The sequence below is a fragment of the Clostridium paridis genome, assembly GCF_016765615.1.
GTDB lineage: Bacteria > Bacillota > Clostridia > Clostridiales > Clostridiaceae > Clostridium_T > Clostridium_T paridis.
The window spans coordinates 43050-66449 of sequence record NZ_JAESWA010000015.1 but is presented as its reverse complement, the minus strand read 5'-3'; the positions used below and the strand labels follow the sequence as shown (position 1 = coordinate 66449).

Annotated in this window: 20 protein-coding genes; 6 read left to right on the top strand and 14 right to left on the bottom strand. The window is 29.0% G+C overall.

The window, feature by feature from the left end; all coding sequences use genetic code 11:
• Positions 1 to 23: 23 nt before the first annotated feature.
• The 3 genes from JK634_RS02945 to JK634_RS02935 all read right to left on the bottom strand — a co-directional run bounded on the left by JK634_RS02945 (position 24) and on the right by JK634_RS02935 (position 2249).
• Positions 24 to 284 carry a late competence development ComFB family protein gene (locus JK634_RS02945; protein ID WP_202766130.1) on the bottom strand — a complete coding sequence of 87 codons (261 nt, stop codon included), beginning with the start codon at positions 282 to 284 and terminating at the stop codon, positions 24 to 26.
• Positions 285 to 352: 68 nt separating this feature from the next.
• A complete protein-coding gene (locus tag JK634_RS02940; protein ID WP_202766129.1) occupies positions 353 to 1006 on the bottom strand; it encodes an HAD family hydrolase in 654 nt (217 codons plus the stop codon).
• Positions 1007 to 1151: 145 nt separating this feature from the next.
• A complete protein-coding gene (locus JK634_RS02935; protein WP_202766128.1) occupies positions 1152 to 2249 on the bottom strand; it encodes an MGDG synthase family glycosyltransferase in 1098 nt (365 codons plus the stop codon).
• 394 nt (positions 2250 to 2643) lie between these two features.
• On the opposite strand from JK634_RS02935, the gene JK634_RS02930 reads away from it, so the two are divergent.
• Positions 2644 to 2835, top strand: a complete 192-nt coding sequence (locus JK634_RS02930; RefSeq protein ID WP_202766127.1) for a hypothetical protein — start codon at positions 2644 to 2646, stop codon at positions 2833 to 2835.
• Between the two features lie 82 nt (positions 2836 to 2917).
• Here the strand turns inward: JK634_RS02930 and JK634_RS02925 are convergent, their stop codons facing one another.
• The gene (locus JK634_RS02925; RefSeq protein ID WP_202766126.1) at positions 2918 to 4147 is read right to left on the bottom strand and encodes a PucR family transcriptional regulator; all 1230 of its coding nucleotides are present in this window, start codon (positions 4145 to 4147) and stop codon (positions 2918 to 2920) included.
• A gap of 305 nt (positions 4148 to 4452) precedes the next feature.
• Here JK634_RS02925 and gatC point away from each other — a divergent pair, with 305 nt between their 5' ends.
• The 4 genes from gatC to deoC all read left to right on the top strand — a co-directional run bounded on the left by gatC (position 4453) and on the right by deoC (position 8524).
• Entirely contained in the window at positions 4453 to 4740 is a 288-nt protein-coding gene (gatC, locus tag JK634_RS02920; protein ID WP_202766125.1) for an Asp-tRNA(Asn)/Glu-tRNA(Gln) amidotransferase subunit GatC, read from the top strand.
• A 12-nt stretch (positions 4741 to 4752) separates the two neighbouring features.
• The gene (gatA, locus tag JK634_RS02915) at positions 4753 to 6213 is read left to right on the top strand and encodes an Asp-tRNA(Asn)/Glu-tRNA(Gln) amidotransferase subunit GatA (protein WP_202766124.1); all 1461 of its coding nucleotides are present in this window, start codon (positions 4753 to 4755) and stop codon (positions 6211 to 6213) included.
• Between the two features lie 25 nt (positions 6214 to 6238).
• Complete coding sequence (gene gatB, locus JK634_RS02910; RefSeq protein WP_202766123.1) at positions 6239 to 7693, top strand: Asp-tRNA(Asn)/Glu-tRNA(Gln) amidotransferase subunit GatB; 1455 nt, start codon at positions 6239 to 6241, stop codon at positions 7691 to 7693.
• Between the two features lie 177 nt (positions 7694 to 7870).
• Positions 7871 to 8524: a deoxyribose-phosphate aldolase gene (gene deoC / locus JK634_RS02905; protein ID WP_243425550.1), complete on the top strand. Its 654-nt coding sequence runs from the start codon at positions 7871 to 7873 to the stop codon at positions 8522 to 8524.
• 88 nt (positions 8525 to 8612) lie between these two features.
• Here deoC and JK634_RS02900 read toward each other — a convergent pair whose 3' ends face one another.
• From JK634_RS02900 to JK634_RS02865, 8 genes are all read right to left on the bottom strand, one after another.
• Positions 8613 to 9149, bottom strand: a complete 537-nt coding sequence (locus JK634_RS02900) for a metal-dependent hydrolase (RefSeq protein ID WP_202766121.1) — start codon at positions 9147 to 9149, stop codon at positions 8613 to 8615.
• An 18-nt stretch (positions 9150 to 9167) separates the two neighbouring features.
• A complete protein-coding gene (locus JK634_RS02895; protein ID WP_202766120.1) occupies positions 9168 to 10469 on the bottom strand; it encodes an MFS transporter in 1302 nt (433 codons plus the stop codon).
• Between the two features lie 500 nt (positions 10470 to 10969).
• Entirely contained in the window at positions 10970 to 12682 is a 1713-nt protein-coding gene (locus tag JK634_RS02890) for an MCP four helix bundle domain-containing protein (RefSeq protein WP_202766119.1), read from the bottom strand.
• Positions 12683 to 12786: 104 nt separating this feature from the next.
• Positions 12787 to 15417, bottom strand: coding sequence for an EAL domain-containing protein (locus JK634_RS02885; RefSeq protein WP_202766118.1), 2631 nt, complete (start codon positions 15415 to 15417; stop codon positions 12787 to 12789).
• Between the two features lie 113 nt (positions 15418 to 15530).
• Positions 15531 to 15986 (bottom strand): hypothetical protein, encoded by a 456-nt coding sequence (locus tag JK634_RS02880; RefSeq protein WP_202766117.1) that lies wholly within the window; start codon positions 15984 to 15986, stop codon positions 15531 to 15533.
• Positions 15983 to 16780 (bottom strand): RelA/SpoT domain-containing protein, encoded by a 798-nt coding sequence (locus JK634_RS02875; protein WP_202766116.1) that lies wholly within the window; start codon positions 16778 to 16780, stop codon positions 15983 to 15985. Before JK634_RS02875 ends, JK634_RS02880 begins: the two co-directional genes overlap by 4 nt.
• Positions 16770 to 17648 (bottom strand): S66 family peptidase, encoded by an 879-nt coding sequence (locus JK634_RS02870; protein WP_202766151.1) that lies wholly within the window; start codon positions 17646 to 17648, stop codon positions 16770 to 16772. Before JK634_RS02870 ends, JK634_RS02875 begins: the two co-directional genes overlap by 11 nt.
• A 137-nt stretch (positions 17649 to 17785) precedes the next feature.
• The gene (locus JK634_RS02865) at positions 17786 to 18850 is read right to left on the bottom strand and encodes an HD-GYP domain-containing protein (protein ID WP_202766115.1); all 1065 of its coding nucleotides are present in this window, start codon (positions 18848 to 18850) and stop codon (positions 17786 to 17788) included.
• Between the two features lie 336 nt (positions 18851 to 19186).
• Here JK634_RS02865 and JK634_RS02860 point away from each other — a divergent pair, with 336 nt between their 5' ends.
• A complete protein-coding gene (locus JK634_RS02860; RefSeq protein ID WP_202766114.1) occupies positions 19187 to 19795 on the top strand; it encodes a DedA family protein in 609 nt (202 codons plus the stop codon).
• Between the two features lie 43 nt (positions 19796 to 19838).
• On the opposite strand, the gene JK634_RS02855 is transcribed toward JK634_RS02860, so the two are convergent.
• Positions 19839 to 21584 (bottom strand): ABC transporter ATP-binding protein, encoded by a 1746-nt coding sequence (locus tag JK634_RS02855; protein WP_202766113.1) that lies wholly within the window; start codon positions 21582 to 21584, stop codon positions 19839 to 19841.
• On the bottom strand, positions 21581 to 23314 hold the full coding sequence (locus JK634_RS02850) for an ABC transporter ATP-binding protein (RefSeq protein WP_202766112.1): 1734 nt from the start codon (positions 23312 to 23314) through the stop codon (positions 21581 to 21583). The genes JK634_RS02855 and JK634_RS02850 overlap by 4 nt, the downstream gene beginning before the upstream one ends.
• Positions 23315 to 23400 lie beyond the last annotated feature (86 nt).

The window sequence follows — 23400 nt, the reverse complement described above, 5'->3', positions numbered from 1 at the left end:
TCAAAGTATTAATATCTCAGGCATTAATGTTTTGGATTTTTTAGTACCATTTCCGTTGCACTAACCAATTGATTTATAACATCAATTCTAAACTGATTTTCTAGTTCCTTCATTTTAGAATATACCATTCCTTCACTTGTAACTGCATACAATGGCTTCAAGTTGTTAAGTGCAATTGCCTTAATATCCTGGATACACTTTTCACATTTACACATCTCTTTATAATCATTTAAAACTATTGTTATTACATTATTAACTATATCTTCCATACAATTTCTAATCATTACTTATCCCTCTCCTGAAGTAATTTAAGCAATGTCATTATATCACATTTTATTTATTTATTGTTTTTTTATATCAAATCCAATTCTTTAATATCTATTAAGCTCTCTAAAATTGAAGAGGCAAGATGTCTATTTTCATTTGAAATCTCTATTAAATCTGGAATCACTAAACACTTGATATTTCCAGCATTAGCTGCTAAAAGTCCTCTTTCAGAATCCTCTAATACTAGTGCATTTTCAGGAGCAACATTAAGCTTACTACAGGCCTTTAAAAATATTTCAGGATCTGGTTTTCCTTTCGTAACTTCATCTCCACAGACAATAGTATCAAATCTATCTAAAACTCCTGCTTTTGAAATTAATTTTGTTGCTTTCACTCTGCCACTTGAAGTAGCTACAGCCTTTTTAATCTTTTTCTCATCTAAATAGTCTAATATTTCCAAAAGCCCTTTTTTAATTTCAAAGCCCTCATTATCTAATATATTCTCCAATTTTTCTTTTTGAAATTTATTAACTTCATCGAATGAGAACTCGTCGCCATAAGCCTTTCTAAACTCATTCCCTATAGAATTTACATTCATTCCAATAAATCCAAATAAAAAGTCTTTATCCAATTCATATCCATATGCTTGTCCAGCTTCATACCAAGCTCTCGCTGATATTATCTCTGTATCAAACATCAACCCATCCATATCAAATATAACTAATTCAGTATTATTCATTCTATCACTCTCACTTTTTCTGTAATCTCTTGTGTTACTACATTATATCATTGTTTATTATTTTATTTTTTCTTTTTTTGAAAAGTAATCTAAATAAAATTAGTGAATCAACAAAATTGATTCACTAATTATGATTTATTTATCACTATCCTACTGACAGTGTTTTAACTAAAGCCAATGTATTTTCTAAAGATACATTTTGGCTTAATTTTTCTATATTTATTCTCATTCTATTTAACTTTTCTTTATCTCTTACCAAATTGGTAATTATCTCATCTATTTCATCTATATCTGGACAGATTGCTATATTTTCACTTAGTAAGTATCTTGCATTCTCCTCTTCTTGTCCTGGTATATAGTATGGTATTATAAGCGGTAATTTTTTAGTTAAGGCTTCTGTAACAGTTATTCCTCCCGGCTTAGTAATTATAACATCAGAAATATCCATTAAATCTGGAATATTATTTGTATATCCTAATACAACTAATTCTTTATCTAGTGGCACACTAGAATATATACTTTCTAGCTGATTTTTTAAAACTTCATTATTTCCGCATACAGCTATTACTCTTAGAGATACTGATGCTAACATCAACCTTTTCAATGCTTTCTTCATGGATTTTAATCCCATGCTTCCCCCCATTAGAAGTATTGTAAATAAATCATCATTTTTATGATTTGTAGTTGTTTTTAAAAAGTCCCTTTTTACTGGAATTCCAAAAGTATGTATCTTTTTCTCTTCTATTCCATTATCAACTAAACTTTCTTTAGTATAATCACTACCAACTACATATGCATCAACATTTTCTTCCACATATGCTCGATGCGCCTTATAATCTGTAACAACTGATATAAATGGGACATTTATAGAGCCATCATTTTTTAAAGATGCTACAACACTAACCAATAATGGATGAGTAGAAATTATTAGATTAGGCTTATATTCTTCAATTGTTTTTAAAATATCTTCTTTAGTACATTTCTCTATCAACTTATTAATACCATGGCTAGTTAGTTTATGATTAGAAACTTTATATAATAATCCAAATAAGCTTGGAGTTTTTGTTGCTAAAATCTCATACCCTCCAGTCATAAACTTGTCTAATTTATCTCCAGTTACTCTAAACGATTCAATACAGTTAACATCATTTCCTTGTAACTCTAATTCTTTTTTCAACGAATAAGCAACCGAATTATGCCCTTGGCCTGTAGCTGCTGTCAAAATTAGAATTCTTTTATTCATTACTACCACTACTCCTTATTATTTCTTGAGTATCCAACTTTCATTGAGTTTATATTCAAATTACTTATATAAAAATTATTCTTATCTATATATTACCTAAATAAAAGTATAAACCTAGCTACTTAATAAAAACTTAAAAAAATCTAAACAAATTCTGAACAATTTATAAAATCAATCATATTATCCATTATTTACCATATTGACTGATTTAAATCATAGCTGTACCCCTTGTATATATATTTTATCTATGAACCTTTATGGATATTCTCCATAAAATGGCCATATAGGAAATAATAAAAATCTTATTTATATCTTTACAGGGTTGTTCATCCCTCAAGTCAATGTTATAATAAACTCATAATAAGATATTAAATACTGTTTAAGGAGGGCCTTTATGAAATACTGTACCCATTGTAATTCTGATAGAGTAATCGAGAGATTCAACATGAGCACAGGTGAAAAGACCTATAGTTGTACAAACTGCAAAGCTTCATTTAGCTCAACAGGAAAAAAGACAAAAACTGTTTATGAAATTCCAGATAAATTAGCTTTTGTAAAAAAATTAAAGTCTTATGGGATTATTTAATCAGTATAGTGATACAACATTTTAGTAATAGAGAACAGGTATGCTATATAAACATACCTGTTCTTATATTTTATTGAATTTTTTATAATAAATTAGGCTCTACATACCCAATAAATTTTTTTATTTTATAAGCTAGTCTTAAAGTAAAACATTCATTAACATTCTCAAAATCACATGATAAAATTTCCTGAATCCTTGTAATCCTATATTTCAATGTGTTTCTGTGTATAAATAACTCCTCAGCTGTTTTACCTATATTACAATCTTCTGCTAAAAATATATCTAATGTGTGTACTAAGTCACTATTATTTTTTTTGTCATACTCTATTAAATCTTTGAGCACTCCATTATATATACTCATTAATTCCTCATTATCTCTGGCTCTAAAGAATATTCTATATATCCCTAGTTCCTTATAACTTCTTAAATCATTACTTCTTTCGCATGCTTTTAATATTTTAAGTGCCTTTTGTGCTTCCCCTACACTTCTTTTGAAATACTTTAAGTCATTACAAGGTTCACCTATACCTATACTTACTGTTAATCCATTCAGTTTTTTACAAACAGTATCTTTTATTTCACTATTAATTTTATTTATCTCAATATCCCATTGATCTTCATTACTTATTGGCAAGAAATAAATTAAATTAGTTCCTTGTAAAATATAAAATATACTCTTCTTATACTTATTAGAGATACATCTAACTATATTTAATATTGCTGCACCAATATCTAAATTTTTACTCTCTACAATAGATTTATTACTTAACAAATCATCAAGTAAATTGTCAACTTGAATTGTTGATGCAACATATTTACTTTGTGGATTATATCCATAGTATACAGCTCTCTCATAAAATTCTTCATTAAATTCTTGATAAATAAGTTCACGCATCAAATCATTCATTGATTTATCTTTAATATAATTATCAAATAATATTCTGCTCATGCTGTATGTTATATCAATTGCTCTAATTTCATATGGGATTTCTAAAATCGGAATCGCACATTTATTTGATAATACTTTAACTGAATTTGGGATTTCCTTTATATATGGGCCCATTACTAGAACTAATCCAGCAGCACTTTTTTTATACAACTCTTCTACTATTCTAAGCAAATCTTTTTCATGGTTTTCAAGTCCTATTCCAGTTGTAAATATTAGTTCTCCAGAATTAATCCAATTAAATGCATCTGGTAGTTCAACTACATGGCTCCATTCAATAAATTTATCTAATCCTTTTTCTCCAGATACAACTTTAGCCTTTTTCATTTGTGGCAAACTTAGTAAATCATCATAAGTAATATACATTCTGGTTTCCCCCCAAAAATTTCTTGATTATTGATTAATTTATACTATTTTTTTATAAATAAAAAAATGGCGTCCAAAAAAAAATTGGACGCCATTATCCTAAGCAAATTAGTATTTTAATATCTTAATTTTAAACTTATTTCAATCCGATGTAAAGTTTAATAATGACTTTGCTAAAACTTTTTTAATTAGTATTGATTTTCCAATAATGTGCTAATATATTAATATCAACAATATTAAGAATTAATAAGTCATTAGTTGAACTTAAAACCCTGTCCTACAGACTTAAATAGGAGGATTTAATAATGAAAATTACTGCACAGACAGTCAATTATATTTCAAGATTAGCTAAGCTTAAATTTTCCGAGGAAGAGGAAATAAAAATGGCCAAAGAGCTTGAAAGTATATTAACTCATTTTGAAACTATTGATAAATTAGATTTATGTGATATAGAATTAAATGTTTTTTCTAAAAACTTAAAACCAGTGCTTAGAAAAGATGAGGATATTTATTTTGAAGAAAAAGAAAAACTATTTGCTAATGTGAAATCTTTTAGAAACTCTGCAATTATTGTTCCTAAGATTATTGAATAGGTGGTTGAAAGTATGAATATCGAAACAATGGAAGCAACTGAAATAATTAAAGGAATTAAAGAAAAACTTTTTTCTTGTGAAGAAGTTATTACTTCACTTTTTGAAAGAATTAAAGTTGTGGAACCAAAGGTTCATGCATATCTAAATCTATGTGAAGAGGGCGCAATTGTTCAAGCAATAACTATTGATGAAAAAATTAGAACTGGCATCCCTACTGGAAAACTTGTAGGTGTTCCTATTGCTATAAAAGATAATATCTGTACAGATGGAGTAACTACTACTTGTGCTTCGAGAATGCTAGAAGATTTTGTTCCCCCTTATGACGCTACCATAGTCAAAAGGCTATTAGAAGAAGATGCAATACTAATTGGCAAAACAAATATGGATGAATTTGCTATGGGTTCTTCTACTGAAAATTCTGCTTTTGCAGTAACTAAAAATCCTTGGAATCTTTTGAGAGTCCCTGGAGGTTCTTCTGGTGGTTCGTCTGCAGCTGTTGCTGCTGGTTTAGCTACTCTCTCAATTGGTTCAGATACTGGTGGTTCTATTAGGCAGCCTGCTTCATTTTGTGGTGTAGTTGGATTTAAACCTACTTACGGATTAGTTTCTAGATATGGACTTATTGCCTTTAGCTCTTCCCTTGATCAAATAGGGCCATTAACAAAATCAGTTAAAGATGCTGCATTAACTTTAGAAGTAATTCAAGGAGATGATCCATTAGACTCCACTACTTGTAAGGAGAAAATACAAAAAGACTATTTGTCTTCAATCGGATCTGGTATAAAAGAAATGAAAATAGGAATTCCGAAGGAGTTCTTCGGAAATGGACTTGATAAAGAAATAAAGGATTCAATTTTTAATGCAATTGAGAAACTAAAAAATTTAGGCGCAGTAATTGAAGAAATTTCACTACCTATTACTGAAGAAGGCTTATCAGCATATTATGTTATTTCTTCAGCTGAAGCAAGCTCAAACCTTGCTAGATTTGATGGTATTAGATATGGTTATAGACCAAAAGAATTTACTAACACTCACGATTTAATTGAGAGAAGTAGAACTGAGGCTTTTGGTCCAGAAGTAAAAAGAAGAATAATGCTTGGAACATATGCACTTTCTTCTGGTTATTATGAAACTTATTACAAAAGAGCTCAACAACTTAAAATGAAAATTGAAGAAGAGTTTAAGAAAGTTTTTGAGAACTATGATGTTATTCTAAGTCCTGTATCTCCAACTTTGGCATTTAAGCTCGGTGATAAGATTCAAGACCCATTATCAATGTATTTAAGTGATATATATAATGTTAACATTAATATTGCTGGTTTACCTGCAATTTCAATCCCTTCTGGAATAAGTAATGATGGACTACCAATTGGTATGCAAATAATTGGTCCTCATTACAGTGAGGAAAAAATACTTAAGATAGCTTATGCTTTAGAGCAAGAATTAAAAATTTCTACCCTTGCACCAATTTAGCTTACGAAGAAAGGAAGAATCATTTATGAGTTTAGAAACAATCATCGGCCTTGAAATACATGCTGAATTAAAAACCAAATCTAAAATCTTCTGTTCTTGCTCTACTGAGTTTGGTGCAGAACCCAACCATAATACTTGCCCTATATGTCTTGGTATTCCGGGCACTCTTCCTGTTCTTAATGAAGAAGTTATAAAATTAGCAATTAAAGCTGGAATCTCATTAAACTGTGAAATTAATAAATTAAGTAAAATGGATAGAAAGAATTACTTCTACCCTGATTTGCCTAAAGCCTATCAAATATCACAATTTGATATTCCTATTTGCTCCGGTGGATATGTAGAAATAAGCATAAATGGAAAAACTAAAAAAATAAAATTAAATAGAATTCATATTGAAGAAGATGCTGGAAAGCTAGTTCACTTAGAAGCTGACGGAGTCTCATTAATAGATTACAACCGCGTAGGTATTCCTTTAATTGAAATAGTAACTGAGCCAGATTTTCGTTCTCCTGAAGAAGCTGTTATATTCTTAAAGGAACTTAGAAGTATTCTTCAATATGGAGAAATATCTGACTGCAGAATGGAGCAAGGATCTATGAGATGTGATGCTAACATTTCCATAAGAAAACTTGGTGATACTGCATTAAATACAAAAGTAGAAATTAAAAATATTAACTCTTTTAAAGAACTTCAAAAGGCTCTTGAAAAAGAAGAAAAACGTCAGAATGCATTATACTCTTTAGGTGAACAACTTGAGATAAAACAAGAAACTAGAAGGTGGGATAGTACTAGAGGTGAAACTATACCTATGAGAAGCAAGGAAGATGCTCATGATTATAGATTTTTCCCAGAGCCTGATTTACTTCCTATAATAATTACTCAAGAACAAATTAATTCAATTAAACGCTCTATACCTGAAATGCCTAGAGAAAAGAAAACAAGATTTATTAGTGAGTATGGCTTAACAGAAAGAGAAATTGATATAATATTAGACAACAAAGAGTTAGCTTCTTTTTATGAGGAAACTGTTGCTCTTGGCACTAATTCAAAAACTGCTGCTAATTGGATTCTTGGCGATATGTTAAGATTATTAAAAGAAGTAGATGATGAAGCAGATTTATTTACTTCAATAAAAGTTACTCCTAAAGCTCTATATGATTTAATTAAGCTTATAGAAGATGGTAAGATAAGTTCTACTACTGGAAGAGATGTATTAGATGAAATATTTAAAACTGGTATGTCAGCAACTGAAATAGTTAATTCTAAAGGCTTATTTCAAATTAGTAATACTTATGAATTAGAACAGATAATTACTGAAGTTCTAGATACCAATCCCCAATCAATATCAGACTTTACTTCAGGTAAAACTCAGGCTTCTGGTTTTTTGATGGGGCAAGTAATGAAACTTTCTAAAGGGAAAGCAAACCCAAAGCTAGCGAAAGAAATGCTTTATATAAAATTAAAAGAAAGATGTAAATAGCATCATATTTGCAGAAGCATAAATATATTATGGCTTCTGTTTTTTTACCTAATAAAAATTATGTGTCTACTTTATAAATCATTATATATTTTATGTGATAAAATATATATATAACTTTAGCAATTATAGGAGGTATTTGAATTGAATGTAAACTTATCAGTAAACGATTTAGCTAATATGATTGACCAAACTCTTTTAAAACCTTACGTAACTAATAATGATTTTAAAAAACTTTGTGAGGACAGTAATAAATACAACTTTAAAATGGTAGCCATAAATCCTTCTGCTACAGAGTTATGTTGCAGCTACTTAGAAAACTCACCAGTACATGTAGGTGCTGCTATTGGATTTCCACTAGGACAAACTACCATTGAATGCAAAATCTTCGAAACTAAGGATGCTATTAAAAAAGGCGCCGATGAAATAGATTATGTTATAAATATTGTTGAACTTAAGAATGGAAATTATGACTATATAACTACTGAAATGGAAAATATCGTTTCAATTTGCAGAGAAAATAATGTAATATCAAAAGTTATTTTTGAAAATTGTTATCTTACAAAAGATGAAATAATAAAACTTTGTGAAATATCTCTAAAAGTAAAACCTGACTTTATTAAGACTTCTACAGGCTTTGGTACATCTGGAGCTACATTAGAAGATGTAAAACTTATGAAATCTATAGTTAAGAATAATGTTAAAGTAAAAGCTGCTGGAGGTATCCGAAATCTAGAAACAGCATTACAGTTTATAGAAGCTGGAGCTGAAAGATTAGGAACCAGTGCTGGAATCGAAATTATAGAGGAATTTAAAACTAAATTTAATGTATAAATATCTTGAAGCTGTAAGAATAACCTTACTATTCTTACAGCCTCTTAGTAAATTATAATAGAACTTGTTTATTCTTGGAACCTTATCACTATAACTCACCCTTTAAGATAAATTCCTTAATTTTTTTTCTCTTAATAACACGTATAAAATAATATCCTATAATACAAAAACCTATCAATTCAGGTATAAAGTAACTTGGATCAGTTATTAATCTAATGAAATCACTTTTTAACCAATCTCCTTCTGCCCTTATTGGAAACTTAAATCCCAAATAAGGCCAAAGTAATATTGATGGAAATAACCACATGCTATCCAATATTAAATGTATACTACTACTTATTCCTAACAGCAATATTTTATTTTTATTACTTTTATACAACTTATAACCTCCAAGAAGTAATAAGCTAACTGAAAAAATTAAAGTATGTGCAAATATTCGACTATTATGAAATATTCCTCTAAATATACCTGCTCCAATTGGTTTATCTATAATATCTGGTAATATGGACCCAATTAAAATTACTCTATAATCCAATTTTGTTTTAATATCATATTTTTCACTTGACACTTTTTCATAAATCTTCATTGCTCCAGTTGTTAGTCCTAAATGTCCAAAGAAAATCATATATTTCTCCCCTTTACTTTACGAAACATTCATGCAACTCATTTCGTTCTCTTCTATACTTACTTCTTTATCTTTAATAAAAGTCATAATTATGCCTAGTATTGAAATAACTAAAAAAATTAAAAATGCTATCTTATATTCTACTAGCCCATAAATCTTTACACCATTACTTATTTCACCACTCCAATTAAAGTCTAAAAAGCAACCTATTAAAATACTTATTATTGAGCTTCCAACAAATTCCCCAGAATTAACAACACTTGTAGCTATTCCTATATATAAACTATCAACTTTTTCCTTAATATCTGTAAAGCACAGAATATGAGCCATTGCAAACATCCCCATTGTAAAGAACAAATATGGAACTACTTTTATTGGAGGTTTTCCGCCTTCAATTATTAATATATATATCCAAATACTTGTGTTAACAATTAAACTTATTCTTGGGAATGTTCTAATAGGATTAGATAGAAACCTATCTACATTTCCCACTAAAATTGACCCTCCAACCAATCCATAAATTGTAAATGATATGTAAAAGGCTGATGTAGTCTTATCTACTCCATAAATTGATGTAAAATATGAAACTCCCCATAATCCTGTTAATGCTGTTGTGCAGCCTACTAACGAAAATAAAATAAAAAAATTTCTCCAAGTTGCCCTATTACTAACAACTCTTTTTAATGCAAGTCCTAATTTAATTTTTTGAACTTTAGTTTCATCTCCTGCAGCGCTAAACCCAACATCCATAGGCGATGAATATACATATTTATAAACCATAAATCCAATAAAAAAACAAGCTAATCCCATTATATAAAAGGATTTCCTCCAGCCTAGCGCTATAGCCATAGCAGCTAATGGAAATGTTGCTATTACTCCTCCTAAGTTTCCTATAAAAGATAGTTTTGATGATGCTTTAGAAAATTGTTCCTTACTAAACCAAATAGATTGAGCTTTTAACACTGAAATAAATATTACTGAAGTTCCTATTCCAACTAAAAGCCTTCCTCCATACGCCATCCAAATACTTTCCGAAAATCCTAGTAAAATTGAACCTATGCCAGTGAAAACTACCCCAAAAATACTTACTTTTTTATATCCGTACACATCTAGTAATATTCCTGCAGGTATTTGCATAATAGCATAGCTATAAAAAGTTATTGAAGCTAAGTTTCCTAACTGAACAGCTGATAAATTTAATGTCCTTGAAATATCATCTGATACTACTCCTAATGCACTTCTATGAAATAATGACATAACAAAAGTTAGTGAAAGAATTATCCATATTCTCCACTTATAAAAATCATATGATCTTTTCATTTTAGTCCCCCTAAAAAATGTTCTGTAATAATTATGCTTTATGTTTAATCTGTTGTACAGTTATAAATTTATTTTATTGAAATATTTTCCATAGTATACTTCAGCTTATTTTGGGTAACATAATATCAGAGAACAGATTAGATAAGCCACCTTACAATTCTTATTATGATTTGTAAGAAGTTATGGATTTTATAGAGTTAGGAAAAGTGTTATAGTGGTTGAAGTCTTTCTATCACTATGATATTCCAACTTATTCTATAGAGTCTAGCTCACATCATATTCGGTGTTGTAGTGATTTTACTAAGCCATAAGGTTTTTTAAAGTTATGTAAATATCTTATATGGTGGAACGAAGCATTATTACAGGTAGTGATTTGTTTATATTTAGTCTATAGATTAAATATAGATAATAAGTTATTTATAATAGTGTTAGTTATCTAATCTGTTCTTTTTAGTTAAAAAGAACTATATCAAAAATTTGATATAGCCCTTTGTAATATCTTATATTTTAAAATCACTAACTAATGCACTTAGAACTTCTGCAATTTCAGCTTGATGTTGAGCTGCAATAGAAACTTGTTCTATAGCTTTTGAAGTTTCATCAATACCTGTTAAAATATCTTCTGATCTATTAGTTGTATTTTGCATATTTTCTGCCATATTTTGTACAACCCTTGCTATTTCATCAGTTGATGCATTTAATTGTTGAGACATTGATGCAATATTTTGTGAAAGATTACTTACATATGTAGCATCTTTACCATATAACTCTCCTGTTTCAACAAGAAGATTATAGTCTTCTTTAACTTTATTATCTATAAATCCAAGAACATCTCTTGAATTTGCAGATAAATTATCAAAGGCTCCTTGAACATTCTTAATAACTCTTTGAATATTTTCTACATAACCTGCTGATTCTTCTGCTAGCTTTCTAACTTCTTCCGCAACAACAGCAAATCCTTTTCCTTGTTCTCCTGCTCTAGCTGCCTCAATTGCCGCATTTAAAGCTAAAAGATTAGTTTGTTCAGCTATTGATGCTATAGAATTAGCAATTACTGATATCTCACTAACAACTTTTCCATCCTCAATAGATTTAATGATATTTTTTTCTTTTTCCTCATATAGATTATCTGCAACTTTAACAGAAGTTACTCCTCTTTCTTTAATGTTTTCAGATCTATCTTTTATTTCTACTGATTGTTCACTTGCATCTGTTGAATTATTCGATAATTGTGTTATCCCTATATTTACTTCTTCCACTGTTGCTGATAATTCTTCTGTTACTGCATTTATATCTTGAATGTTTTGAACTATGTTACTTGTATTTTCTTCGATATTTACAAATGTACTTGACATCTCTTCAAGGGTTGCTGATAATTCTTCACTTGATGCCGAAACTTCTTGTGTTTGTTCTGATATCTTCTTTATTATAAACTTAATTCTTTCCCTTGCTTCATTTAAAGCTCCAATTAATTTACCAAATTCATCTTTCGAATCTATTTCTAATGAATATGTTAAATCTCCTTCTGATAGAGCTTTAGCAAAATTCAAACCTTGTCTTATTACCTTTATTATGTAAATTGATAATATTGTTGCAAGTGCTAGAGATATTATAAAGCCAGCCCCTATTATAAGGTACATTTTTATTATTACTCCACTTTTAGTTGAAGCATTTGAGGATGCTTGTACTTTTGCATCATTTTGATTTTTAGTAATTATCTTTTCTAAATTATCTGAAAGCTGCTTCCTTATATCACTTACATCTTCTAATCTACTAGTCGCTGTATCATAATCTCCTTCTTTTGTTAAATTCAATACTTGCTCCCTAGCATTGGCATATTTTAAGTAATCTTGATTTATTGATTTCCAAACCTCTTTATCTTCATTTTTTAACAATTCTTTACCGTAAAGATCCATAGATTTTCTAAGATTTTTATCTAAGTCACCAATCGCTTTTGTTGCATCTTCAGTTTGTGCTGCATCCTTATAAACAATTATATTTTGAAGATAAACATTAATATCTGTTACATCTTCTTTAATTGAATGAATAGTATCTACACTTCTTAAATTCACATTGTACATATTATCTGCATTGCTAGATATAGTACTAACCCCATAATTACCTATAATCCCTACTGCTAACATCATTAAAACTATAACAACAAATGTAATTATTAGTTTTAATCTAATTGACAAATTCTTGATAACTTTCACTTCTCTTACCTCCTAAGTACCCCAATTAAGAAAACTTAAACTTAAGCTTTTCTTTTTCTAAATCTATAGTATAATTCAATAAATCTAATTATAGCATATATTATCTATTTTTTATTAATTTCTTTAAATTTTATCACTTTTTCTATCATTTCCTCAGGCATAGGCTTTCCTAAATAGTATCCTTGAAAATTATCACATTCTGCCTTTTCTAAGTATTTAAGCTGATATTCATCTTCTACACCCTCTGCAATTGTTTCTATATTAAGCTTGTGAACTAGAGAAATTATTGAATCAGTAAGTATTACTTCTTTATTGTTTTCATCAATCTCATTTACAAAAGATTTATCTATTTTTAAAATACTAATAGGTAACTTTTTCAAGTAGCTTAGTGAAGAATACCCTGTTCCAAAATCATCAAGTGCTATTCTTATTCCATAATTCCGTAGTCTCTTTAATGTTTCAATACTATTGTCAAAGTTATCAATAAATACGCTTTCTGTAATTTCTAGTTCTATATTTTCTGGTTTTATTTTAAGTCTATCAATTACACCTAAAACTAAATTAACAAAATTCTTCTGTCTTAGCTGAATAGGAGAGATATTTACACTCATTATTACTTCAATTCCATACATGTCTTTTATCTTTTTATACATTTCAGCTGCAGTATTCAGTACCCATTCACCTAGTTGAACAATTAATCCAGTTTCCTCAGCAATTGGTATAAATTCTAATGGACTTAAAAACCCAACCGCGGGATTGTCCCACCTTATTAATGCTTCAAATCCTCTTAATTTTCTTGTTTTTGCTTGATATTGCGGTTGATAGTATAAAAGAAATTCTTTCTTCTTTAATCCATTTCTTATCATACCTTCAATACTTATTTTCTTAATTAATTCCTCTTTCATATTTACATTGAAAATCTGATAGGTATTCTTGCCTAATTCCTTAGCTCTATACATAGCAGTTTCAGAATTTTTCATTAAGTCTTCAGCGGTTTGTCCATCATCTGGATAAACTGAGATTCCGATGCTTGCACTTAAGTTAATGAAATTCTCATTAATATTAAAATCATCAACAAATAAGTTGTTAATATTTTCCACTATTTCAATAATATCAGTAACCTTATTAATATTTTCAAAAAGAATTGAAAATTCATCTCCACCAAGTCTAGCAATTAAATTCTTCTCATTTACACATTCATTTAATCTTTGAGTTGTAAGTAATAGTAATTCATCGCCAACTGAATGACCTAAAGCATCATTAACTTTTTTAAAATTATCAACATCTAAGAATAATACTGCAACTTTAGTGTTATTTACATTTGAATCTGAAATTGCCTCTTTTAATTTGTCTAAGAAAAGATTTCTATTAGGTAAATTGGTTAAATTGTCGTGATATGCCATATAAGAAATTGTTAACTCATGTTCTTTTAGCGTAGTTATATCATGATTTGTTCCCGTAACTCCTATAACATTTCCTTTACCATCAAATATTGGGCATAAAGTAACATTAAAGTACCGTGTTCTACCATTTTGAGCTATAAATTTATTTTCTGTGATTATTGTTTCCTTCGAACTTATTACTTTTTGAATAACTATGTCCCATTTCTTTGAGTTCTCTTGTTTATTTACTATTTCAGCCATAGTTTTTCCAATAATATCTTTTGAATCACGTTTTATTATCTCACAAAACTTCTTATTTACAGTGGTAAAGACCCCATTTATATCACAACTATATATCATGTCTTGAGATGAATTAACTAAAGTTTTATATCTTTCTTCACTTAATTCTAACAGTTTATTACTATCCTGAATTTCTTGTAATTGTCTAGTTAATTCTTCTTCTGATGCTGCAATTTGTTCGTAAAGCGCTTCTAATTCTTGATTTTTATTGCTTAATCCAATCTCATAATTTACCTTATCAGTAATATCATTAATTACACCAATAACTCGTATTGAATTTCCATTAATGTCTTTTTCAACATCTGCAATTGAATGAATATATCTAAGTTCATTAGTATCTTCCCTTATTATTCTATATTCAATATCATACTTTCCTTTTCCACAAATCAAATCTTCAAAAGCTTTAATTTTTCTCTCTTTATCATCCTTATGAACATAGAAATTTAAATCTTCAAATTTTAATATGTCCCGGTTTTCTTTTAACCCATATAATTTAAAAGCTTCTTCCGATGCATTCAGATTTTCTGTTATCAAATCCAGTTCCCAGCTACCTAGATTTCCTATTTCTTGTGCTCTTTTTTGTCTTTTTTCTTTTTCTAAAGCCATAGAAATTTTAAGTTCAAGTTCTTCAACTTGCTTATTTAATATTGAATTCTTTTTTTCTAATTCTAATTGTCTTTCCTTTATTGCCGTTACATCTATAAATATTAAAACAAAATATCCATTCTCTATTGAGTATGTATTTATTAGGTACCACCTATTAGTAACTTCACTATATCGTTCTATAATATTACATTTCCCGCAAATAGAAACATCATTATAAAATTCAAGCCAATGAGCCTTTTCCTTGCCTCTATTTTTCGTTTCTTCTTTTATACGCTTTCCTATTATCTCTTCACGTCTCATTTTTGCAGCACTTTCAAATGCCTTATTAACTTCAACAATTTCATAATCTATAGCATTACCTAGTTCATCTGTTATTATTTTATTATACGAAAAAGCATTTATCATATTTTCAATTACAGCTCTAATGAATTGCACTGAATATAACATCAAATATACCTACTTTCTGGAATAAAGTTTTGATATAAACCTTCTCTTTTATTTTCGAATTAAAAACTTTTATTATATAACAACTTTATCGTATATTTTAGTTTTTTCTTAATTTAATTAAATATAATATTATTAGCCTTACACCAGTCTTTTGCTAAACTTATGAAAAAGTTATCCTTATATTCATACCATGCTTCGCCATCAAAAATTTCACTATAATTTTCTCTTATGTATCTAATATCTTTCCCTCTAGACAGGTCAGCCTCAATTTTCCCCCTTACACTTTCATCAATTTCTTTTATGAATAATTTTAATATTGTATTATCATCAAACTCTAATTTATCAGGTAATTTTATATAACTTTCTTTATTTTCAACTATATCATAGGCCCATTTTACTGCTTCTTGCTGCCACTCAGGATAATTATCTATCTCCACTCCAGTTTTAGCTGCTAAATATTCTCTTTGTGATATGGATAAAACTATTTCACTTTTCTTATGATAGTATGCACCTGCTCCCTCATCCATAAAATCCATTGCATATATAATTTCTTCTAAATCTACTCTCATTTCTTCTCCTTTAACCTCTTTATTTCTTCATCTTTTTCAGTTATTGCTTGGGCATACTTTTGCTCTATTTTACCCAAGTCTTTGCTTAATAAATTGATTAATGATGCCATTTCATCAGCACTTCCAGCAATTCTATTGAATAATAACAAATTTGATTCTAGTATACTTGGTATTTCTTTATGAGAATACCTAAGTTGATGATCTATCTCCCCATACCCTTCTTCAAATATAGTTCTAACTTGAATTTCTGCTATGACCTTTTGATTAGTAGGGTAAAATTCTATGAGATAATGGACTGATCTATATCCAGATTGTCTAGACTTAATTTCAATTCCTAATTCTTCAAATCTCTTAGTGTCATCTCCTGCTCTTACATTTGCAGTAATTTCTATTACCTTCCATGTAGCTTGTATAAATTCATGTATACTTTCCCAATCCTGTTTAAATATATGTATTGCTCTTATGCCAATTAAATCATTTATTTCATTTTTATAATTTTCTGTTGTAAACTTAAAACCTTCCCCATACTTTTCCTTCCTATCTGAGGTCTTTCTAATGATTTTTTCTATCAATCTTTCAGGTTCCTTAACTCTTGATTTAACTGAGTGAATTTGATTATGAGTTCTTAATATATTTGATATAAAATCTGCTTGAGATTCATAGTTATCTTTAAAATTCATGTAATCATCATATATATTATTTAATTCTACTAAATCAACATAATTATTCTCAATTTCATCCTTTGCATAAGGATACTTTTTTATAAATTTCTCTAAGTTAAATTTATTTTTCATAAAATGTCTCCTTAAATAAATTAATACTCTTACCTATTGAAATAGCCTTACTATTTTGTCTATGCCCTAAATAAGCTGTCTTAATAATAGGGATCTTTTTATCTTCTATAATATTTAAAAGTATTTCTTCAACCTTTGGATAATAATTTTTATCCTCCAATTCCGAAAAAGAGCCTAAAATAATACCACTTATCTTTTCAAAAGCTCCTATTTGCTTGTATTGAGTTAAATATGTAGTTATCTTCTTATCATCTCCACCTAAACTTTCTAAAAAAAGAACTTTATTATCAAAACTCGGCATATATTTTGTTCCTGATAGCTTTAAAAAGCACCTTAAATTTCCTCCAATTACTTCACCTTGAATTTTATCCCCTTGAATCCAGTTGTATTTAAAATTTATTAAATCATCATATCCTTGGAAAAATGTTCTCATAAATTCTGTCTGCTGTTGTTCTTTATATTCTCCTACTAAGTTTCTAATTTGATAATAATAGGTTTCAATCTTTGCCTTAGTGTTTAGTGGATTTATAATAACTGTTAAATCACTATATCCACAGAATATTTTGGGATTATCTTTTATCAAATTAAAATCTAAAAAATCTAATACTCCATTAGCTAAATCTCCACCAGAAATATCAAATATTACTTTAACTCTTTTATCTATAAATAGATTCATAAGCCCTTGTGCTTTCTCTCTTGGTTCTTCATAACAACACTCTTCTTCATATATGTTGTTGCCATACTTAATCTTTAAACCTAAACAATTAATAAACTCCTCTAGTTCATGAATTTTTTCTCTATTCCTCAATTGTAATTTATTAGAGCATGCTACTATTCCAATGAAATCTCCATCTTTTAAACTTTTCATCATATAAATTCCACCATCCAATAAATATCTTCCTTAATTATATCCTTAATTGGTTAAAACTAATATCCACGCTAAAGCAAAAGGATATTATTAGTTTACTTAATAATACCCTTTTAGTCATCAAATTTATTTTTATATTAAACAAGCAATTTCTCTATGTATATATCTTTTTCTTTCTTTAAGTCTAAGAAACCATCTTTGCTAAATAATAATGGTCTTGCTATATCATTTATATCAATCTGAATTATTTTACATTCTTCTCCATTACTCAAAAGTACCTTTTCGCCTGTATAATAATTTACTATATTACTTAGAAACACATTACAGAATTCATAATGTAATTTCCCTTTACTTTCTTCTTTTATTATCTCTAAGGCTTCAAAAGGTCTTCTCTTCTTTTTATGAACTCTGTCTGAATTAATTGCATCAAATACATCTGCAATTGCTATTATTTTTGCGAAATCATGTATCTGCTCATCTCTTATCCCAAATGGATAACCTGAACCATCCATTCTTTCATGATGCATTAATACACCCAGACTAACTGAACTATCTAAGTATGGCACACTTCTTATAGAATTGTATGCTAGTACAGTATGATTCTTAATTTCACTAAATTCTTTAGTTGTTAATGGATCTACCTTATATAAAACATCTTCTTTTAATTTTGTTTTCCCAAAGTCATGCAGTATGGCTGAATATGTAAGTAAGTTGTTATCCTTATCGCTAAGCTCTAACCAATTTCCTAGGATACAACTTAATGCTGCTACATTAACACAATGTCTATATATAGCATCATCTCCACTACCATAGAGTACAATGTTTTTAATAATTGCGCTAGTTGAGTCAAGCTCATCCTGAATCTCTTTAGCAAACTTTCTTACTTCATCTATCCCTGATATTTTAACATTAAATACATTATTAAAAATGTATTTTATATTCTCTGAAAATCTATTAAATTCTTCATCTATCTGTTTTACTGTTTTCTGTTTTTCAAGAGTGGTATTCATTAAAACTGCATCATCTTCAGAATAGACTTCAATTTTTGTTAAAATATATTTTTCTTTTAACCTATGTAATACTGCCTCGGTAATTGGGAATCCTTTTGCAATAAGCACCTTGCCCTCAGCTCTTATTTCCTTCGCGGCAATCATGCCTGGTTTTAAATCTTCAACTAAAAATGATTTTTTTGCAGCCTCCATATAATGTACCTCCACTTTTGATAATATAACTTTATTTTAACATTTAATTACACACTTAATAAATATATTCTGGATATACAATATTTCGGATAATTCCTTACATTAGTTTATATGTAAGACAAAATTTTTCAATTTTATCTAAATAAATCATTTAAAAAAATAATTTCATAAATTTATGAATTGTTTAAGAGGTTTTTTATGCAAATTTAGCATTGAGTATTTTAAACAATCCCTTATAAGTAAGCCATTTTATTCACATATTTTTTGTTTATTAAACATTCATATGTTATAATTATGTCTACATAATATATTAACTTTTAATTAAGGAGATTTTAAATGATTGAATTTATTGTTAATTGGGCTATCTTTGTCTTAGGCAAATTAGGATACTTTGGTGTTTTTTTATTAATGGGACTAGAAAGTGCGTGTATTCCTATTCCAAGTGAAGCAATTCTTCCTTTTGGTGGGTATTTAGCTTCTTCAGCATATGAAGGCACACGTCTTAGTCTTCCGCTTGTTATTATCATTGGAACATTAGGCGGAACTGCTGGTTCTATTTTTGCATATTACCTTGGTGCCAAAGGTGGTAGACCTTTAGTTGAAAAATATGCAACTAAATTGAGATTATCAAAATCACATCTAGAAATGAGTGACAATTATTTTAATAAGTATGGTGAGAAAATTGCCTTTTTCTCTAGATTACTACCTATTATTAGAACATTTATCTCACTTCCTGCCGGAATTAGCAAAATGAATTTCAATAAATTTGTTATATATACATTCTTAGGCTCATTAATTTGGAGCATAATACTTGGTTATGCAGGCTATATTATGGGGGAAAATTGGGAAGTAATTCGTTCTTGGCTTCATATCGCTGACTATATAGTTATAGCTGCTGTACTAGTATTTATTGTTTATGTATTTGCCAAAAAGAGAAAAAAATAACACATACATAGAAAGGGAGCATTGGAATTAATGCTCCCTTTTTTTATATATCTTCAAATTGGCTATTATACAACTTGTAATAGTAACTTTTCATCTTTATTAATTGATCGTGATTACCACTCTCCACAACATTCCCATTATCCATGACTAATATTAAATCTGCCTCTTTAATAGTTGACAACCTGTGCGCTATGATGAAGCTAGTTCTTCCATTAAGTAATTTTAAAAATGCTTTTTGTATTCTTATTTCCGTCCTAGTATCTATATTACTAGTTGCTTCATCTAATATGAGCATAGGAGGATTTATAAGCATAACTCTTGCAATAGTTATTAGCTGTTTTTGTCCTTGAGATAAATTTTCTCCGGCACTACTAATTGTAGTGGAATACCCTTTCGGTAGTTGCATAATAAAATTATGAGCTCCTACCTCCTTGGCTACCTTTACTACTTCCTCATAGCTTGCATCTGGTTCTCCATAGGCGATATTATCAAATATGGTTCCTTCAAACAACCATGAATCTTGAAGTACTATTCCAAAATATCTTCTTAATTTATCTCTAGATATTTCTGAAATATCAGCATTATCTAAATAAATACTCCCTGAATTAATATCATAAAATCTCATTAGTAAATTTACTAAGGTTGTTTTTCCTGATCCAGTTTTCCCCACTATCGCAATCCTACTTCCTGCCTTTACCTTTAAATTAAAATTCTTAATTAATGATATATCAGTAGAATATGAAAAACTAACATCTTTGAATACTAAATTACCAATTTCATTTGTCTCTATTAATCTGCTATGTGATATTGTCCCATCTTTTTTTTCTTGCTTCATATCCATTACATTAAAAATTCTATCAGCTGAAGCTATAGCTGCTTGTATTTGTGTTAGTACACCAGATATTTCATTAAAAGGCTTTGCGAATAGGTTAGAATATATAAGAAAACTACTTATATTTCCAACAGTTATTTTTCCCAGAATTGCTGCTATCCCGCCTATAATACCGACTATAGAATAGGTCATATTATTAATTAATCTAGTAGACGGATTAGTAAGTGATCCATAAAATTGGGCTTTTACGCCTGTATCATACAACTCATTATTTATCTTCTTGAATTTATTAAATATCTCTTCTTCTGCATTAAATAATTGTACAACCTGTAATCCTCCAATATACTCTTCAACATACCCATTCAAATTTCCTAGTGTTTTAGCTTGTTCTTTAAACATCCTTTGAGAATTTTTTGTAACATACCTTGCAACAAAAAATGAAGCTGGAGCTGATACCAATACAACTAAAGTCATACTTGGATTTATATATATCATAAACCCTATTGCTCCTATTATTGTACTTATTCCAGTTAATAATGTTGATATTCCTTGCACCATTCCATCTGAAACTGCATCTATATCATTTGTAAATCTACTAATTATATCACCATGATTACTAGTATCATAAAACTTTAATGGGAACTGGTTCATGTTATTAAATAATTCACGTCGCATATCATTTGTTGCTTTAAATGATATATAATTTGTTAAATAACTAAGTAGCCACACTAAAGTATTACTAATGGCGTATATGATGAAAAGCGAAAATAAGCTTTTAGCAATATACTCAAAATCTACCATTCCCTGTGCAACCATATTATCTATAGCTACTCCAATTAAATATGGACTTATCAAGCTCATTATCACACTTAATATAGCACATATAATTGATGCTACAAAAAGTAATTTATAATTTCCAAGATACCCTAGTATCCTTAAAAGTGTATTCTTTTTCATATTTTCTCCCCCTTAGCTAAATGCTGAGAGGAGTATATTTCCTTGTAAACATTGCAATTCATTAATAAATTTTTATGAGTATCAACACCCACTATCTCCCCGTTATCAAACACAATAATTCTATCAGAATTTTTTACACTAGAAATCCTTTGAGATATAACAATTAACGTAACATCCTTCTTTTCCTCTTTAATGCTTTTTCTTAATGTGTAATCCGTCAAGAAATCCAACGCACTTGATGAATCGTCTAATACTAGTATTTTTGAATTACGTGCCATAGCTCTAGCGATTGATAAACGTTGCTTTTGACCTCCTGAGAAATTTCTACCTTCCATATTAACCTCACTATTATATCCTTCTGGTAAATTATCTATGAACTCCTCTATTTGGGCTACTCTACTAGACCTTTTAATATCTTCCATATCTGCCTTCTTATTTCCAAGTTGAATATTGCTTAATATGCTTCCACTAAAAAGTACTGATTTTTGTGGTACAAATGCTACTTTTTCTCGTAATTCCTTTAGATTATATTTCTTTATATCTTTTCCATCTATTCTAATTTCACCACTACTAGCATCATATAACCTAGCAATCAAGTTCACAAACGTGGATTTTCCTGAGCCTGTCCCTCCAATTATTCCTATAGTCTCACCTTGATTTATGTTAAGAGTAATATTCTTCAAGGCAAGATTTCCTGCTTCACTATATCTAAATGAAACATCCTCGAATTCTACCACTGGAGATTCAGAATTCTCAATTACTTTTTCAATATTCTCACTAGTAATTGAAGGGGTTATATTAATTACTTCTATTACTCTTTTGGCAGACGAGTTTGCCTTTGTAAAAATTATTACTAAATTTGATACAACAATTAATGCTAAAAGAACCTGCATTATATAGTTAACAAAGGCAATAATCTCACCTTGGGTAAGATCTCCTGCATTGATTCTTATTCCTCCTATCCAGAGAATTATAATTACTGCTATATTCATTCCGAGGGTTGTTAATGGATTTAGTAATATAGATATTCTCCCCACTTTTATTATGGTATTAGTTAACTCATCATTTGCATCGTTGAATTTTACTTTTTCTAAATCAACTTTCGCAAAGGCCCTTATCACTCTTATACCAGTAAGGTTATCACTTATTGTTCTCCCTAGTTTATCCAACTTACTTTGATATATTGTGTATAAAGGCGAGGTTTTATTAATAATAAAATAAATTACTATTCCAAATATAGGAGTTGAAACAATTAAAATCAATGATAATTTAAAGTCTAATAGCATGGACATAAATATCGCACCTATACATATGAAAGGAGCTCTTATTACCAATCGAATAAACATAGCCACTGCAACTTGTAATTGATTTATATCATTTGTAATACGATTTATTAATGATGCTTTCCCTAGTTTATCTACCTCGGCACTAGAGAGTTGTAATATGTGTAAAAACAACTTCTCTCTGAGATTAGTTCCAAACCCTTGAGACGCTCTTGCTGCATAATGCTGACATACTAATGAACTTCCAAAGCCGAGTATAGACATGGCTAACATTAATACACCCATCTTAATAACGTAGTCTATATCCTTATTTTTTATACCATTGTCAATTACAAGCACCATTATTGCTGGAAGTAATAACTCTAAAATAGCTTCAATTAGCTTAAAGATTGGTCCTAATATACATTCTTTTTTATATGGTCTAATGAATTCCTTTAATACATTCATACTTAACTTTCCCCCACAGTCAATAAAATAATATTGCCTTTGTTGCTTCTTGCAGCTATGATTATAACATAGCATTTTCCATATTA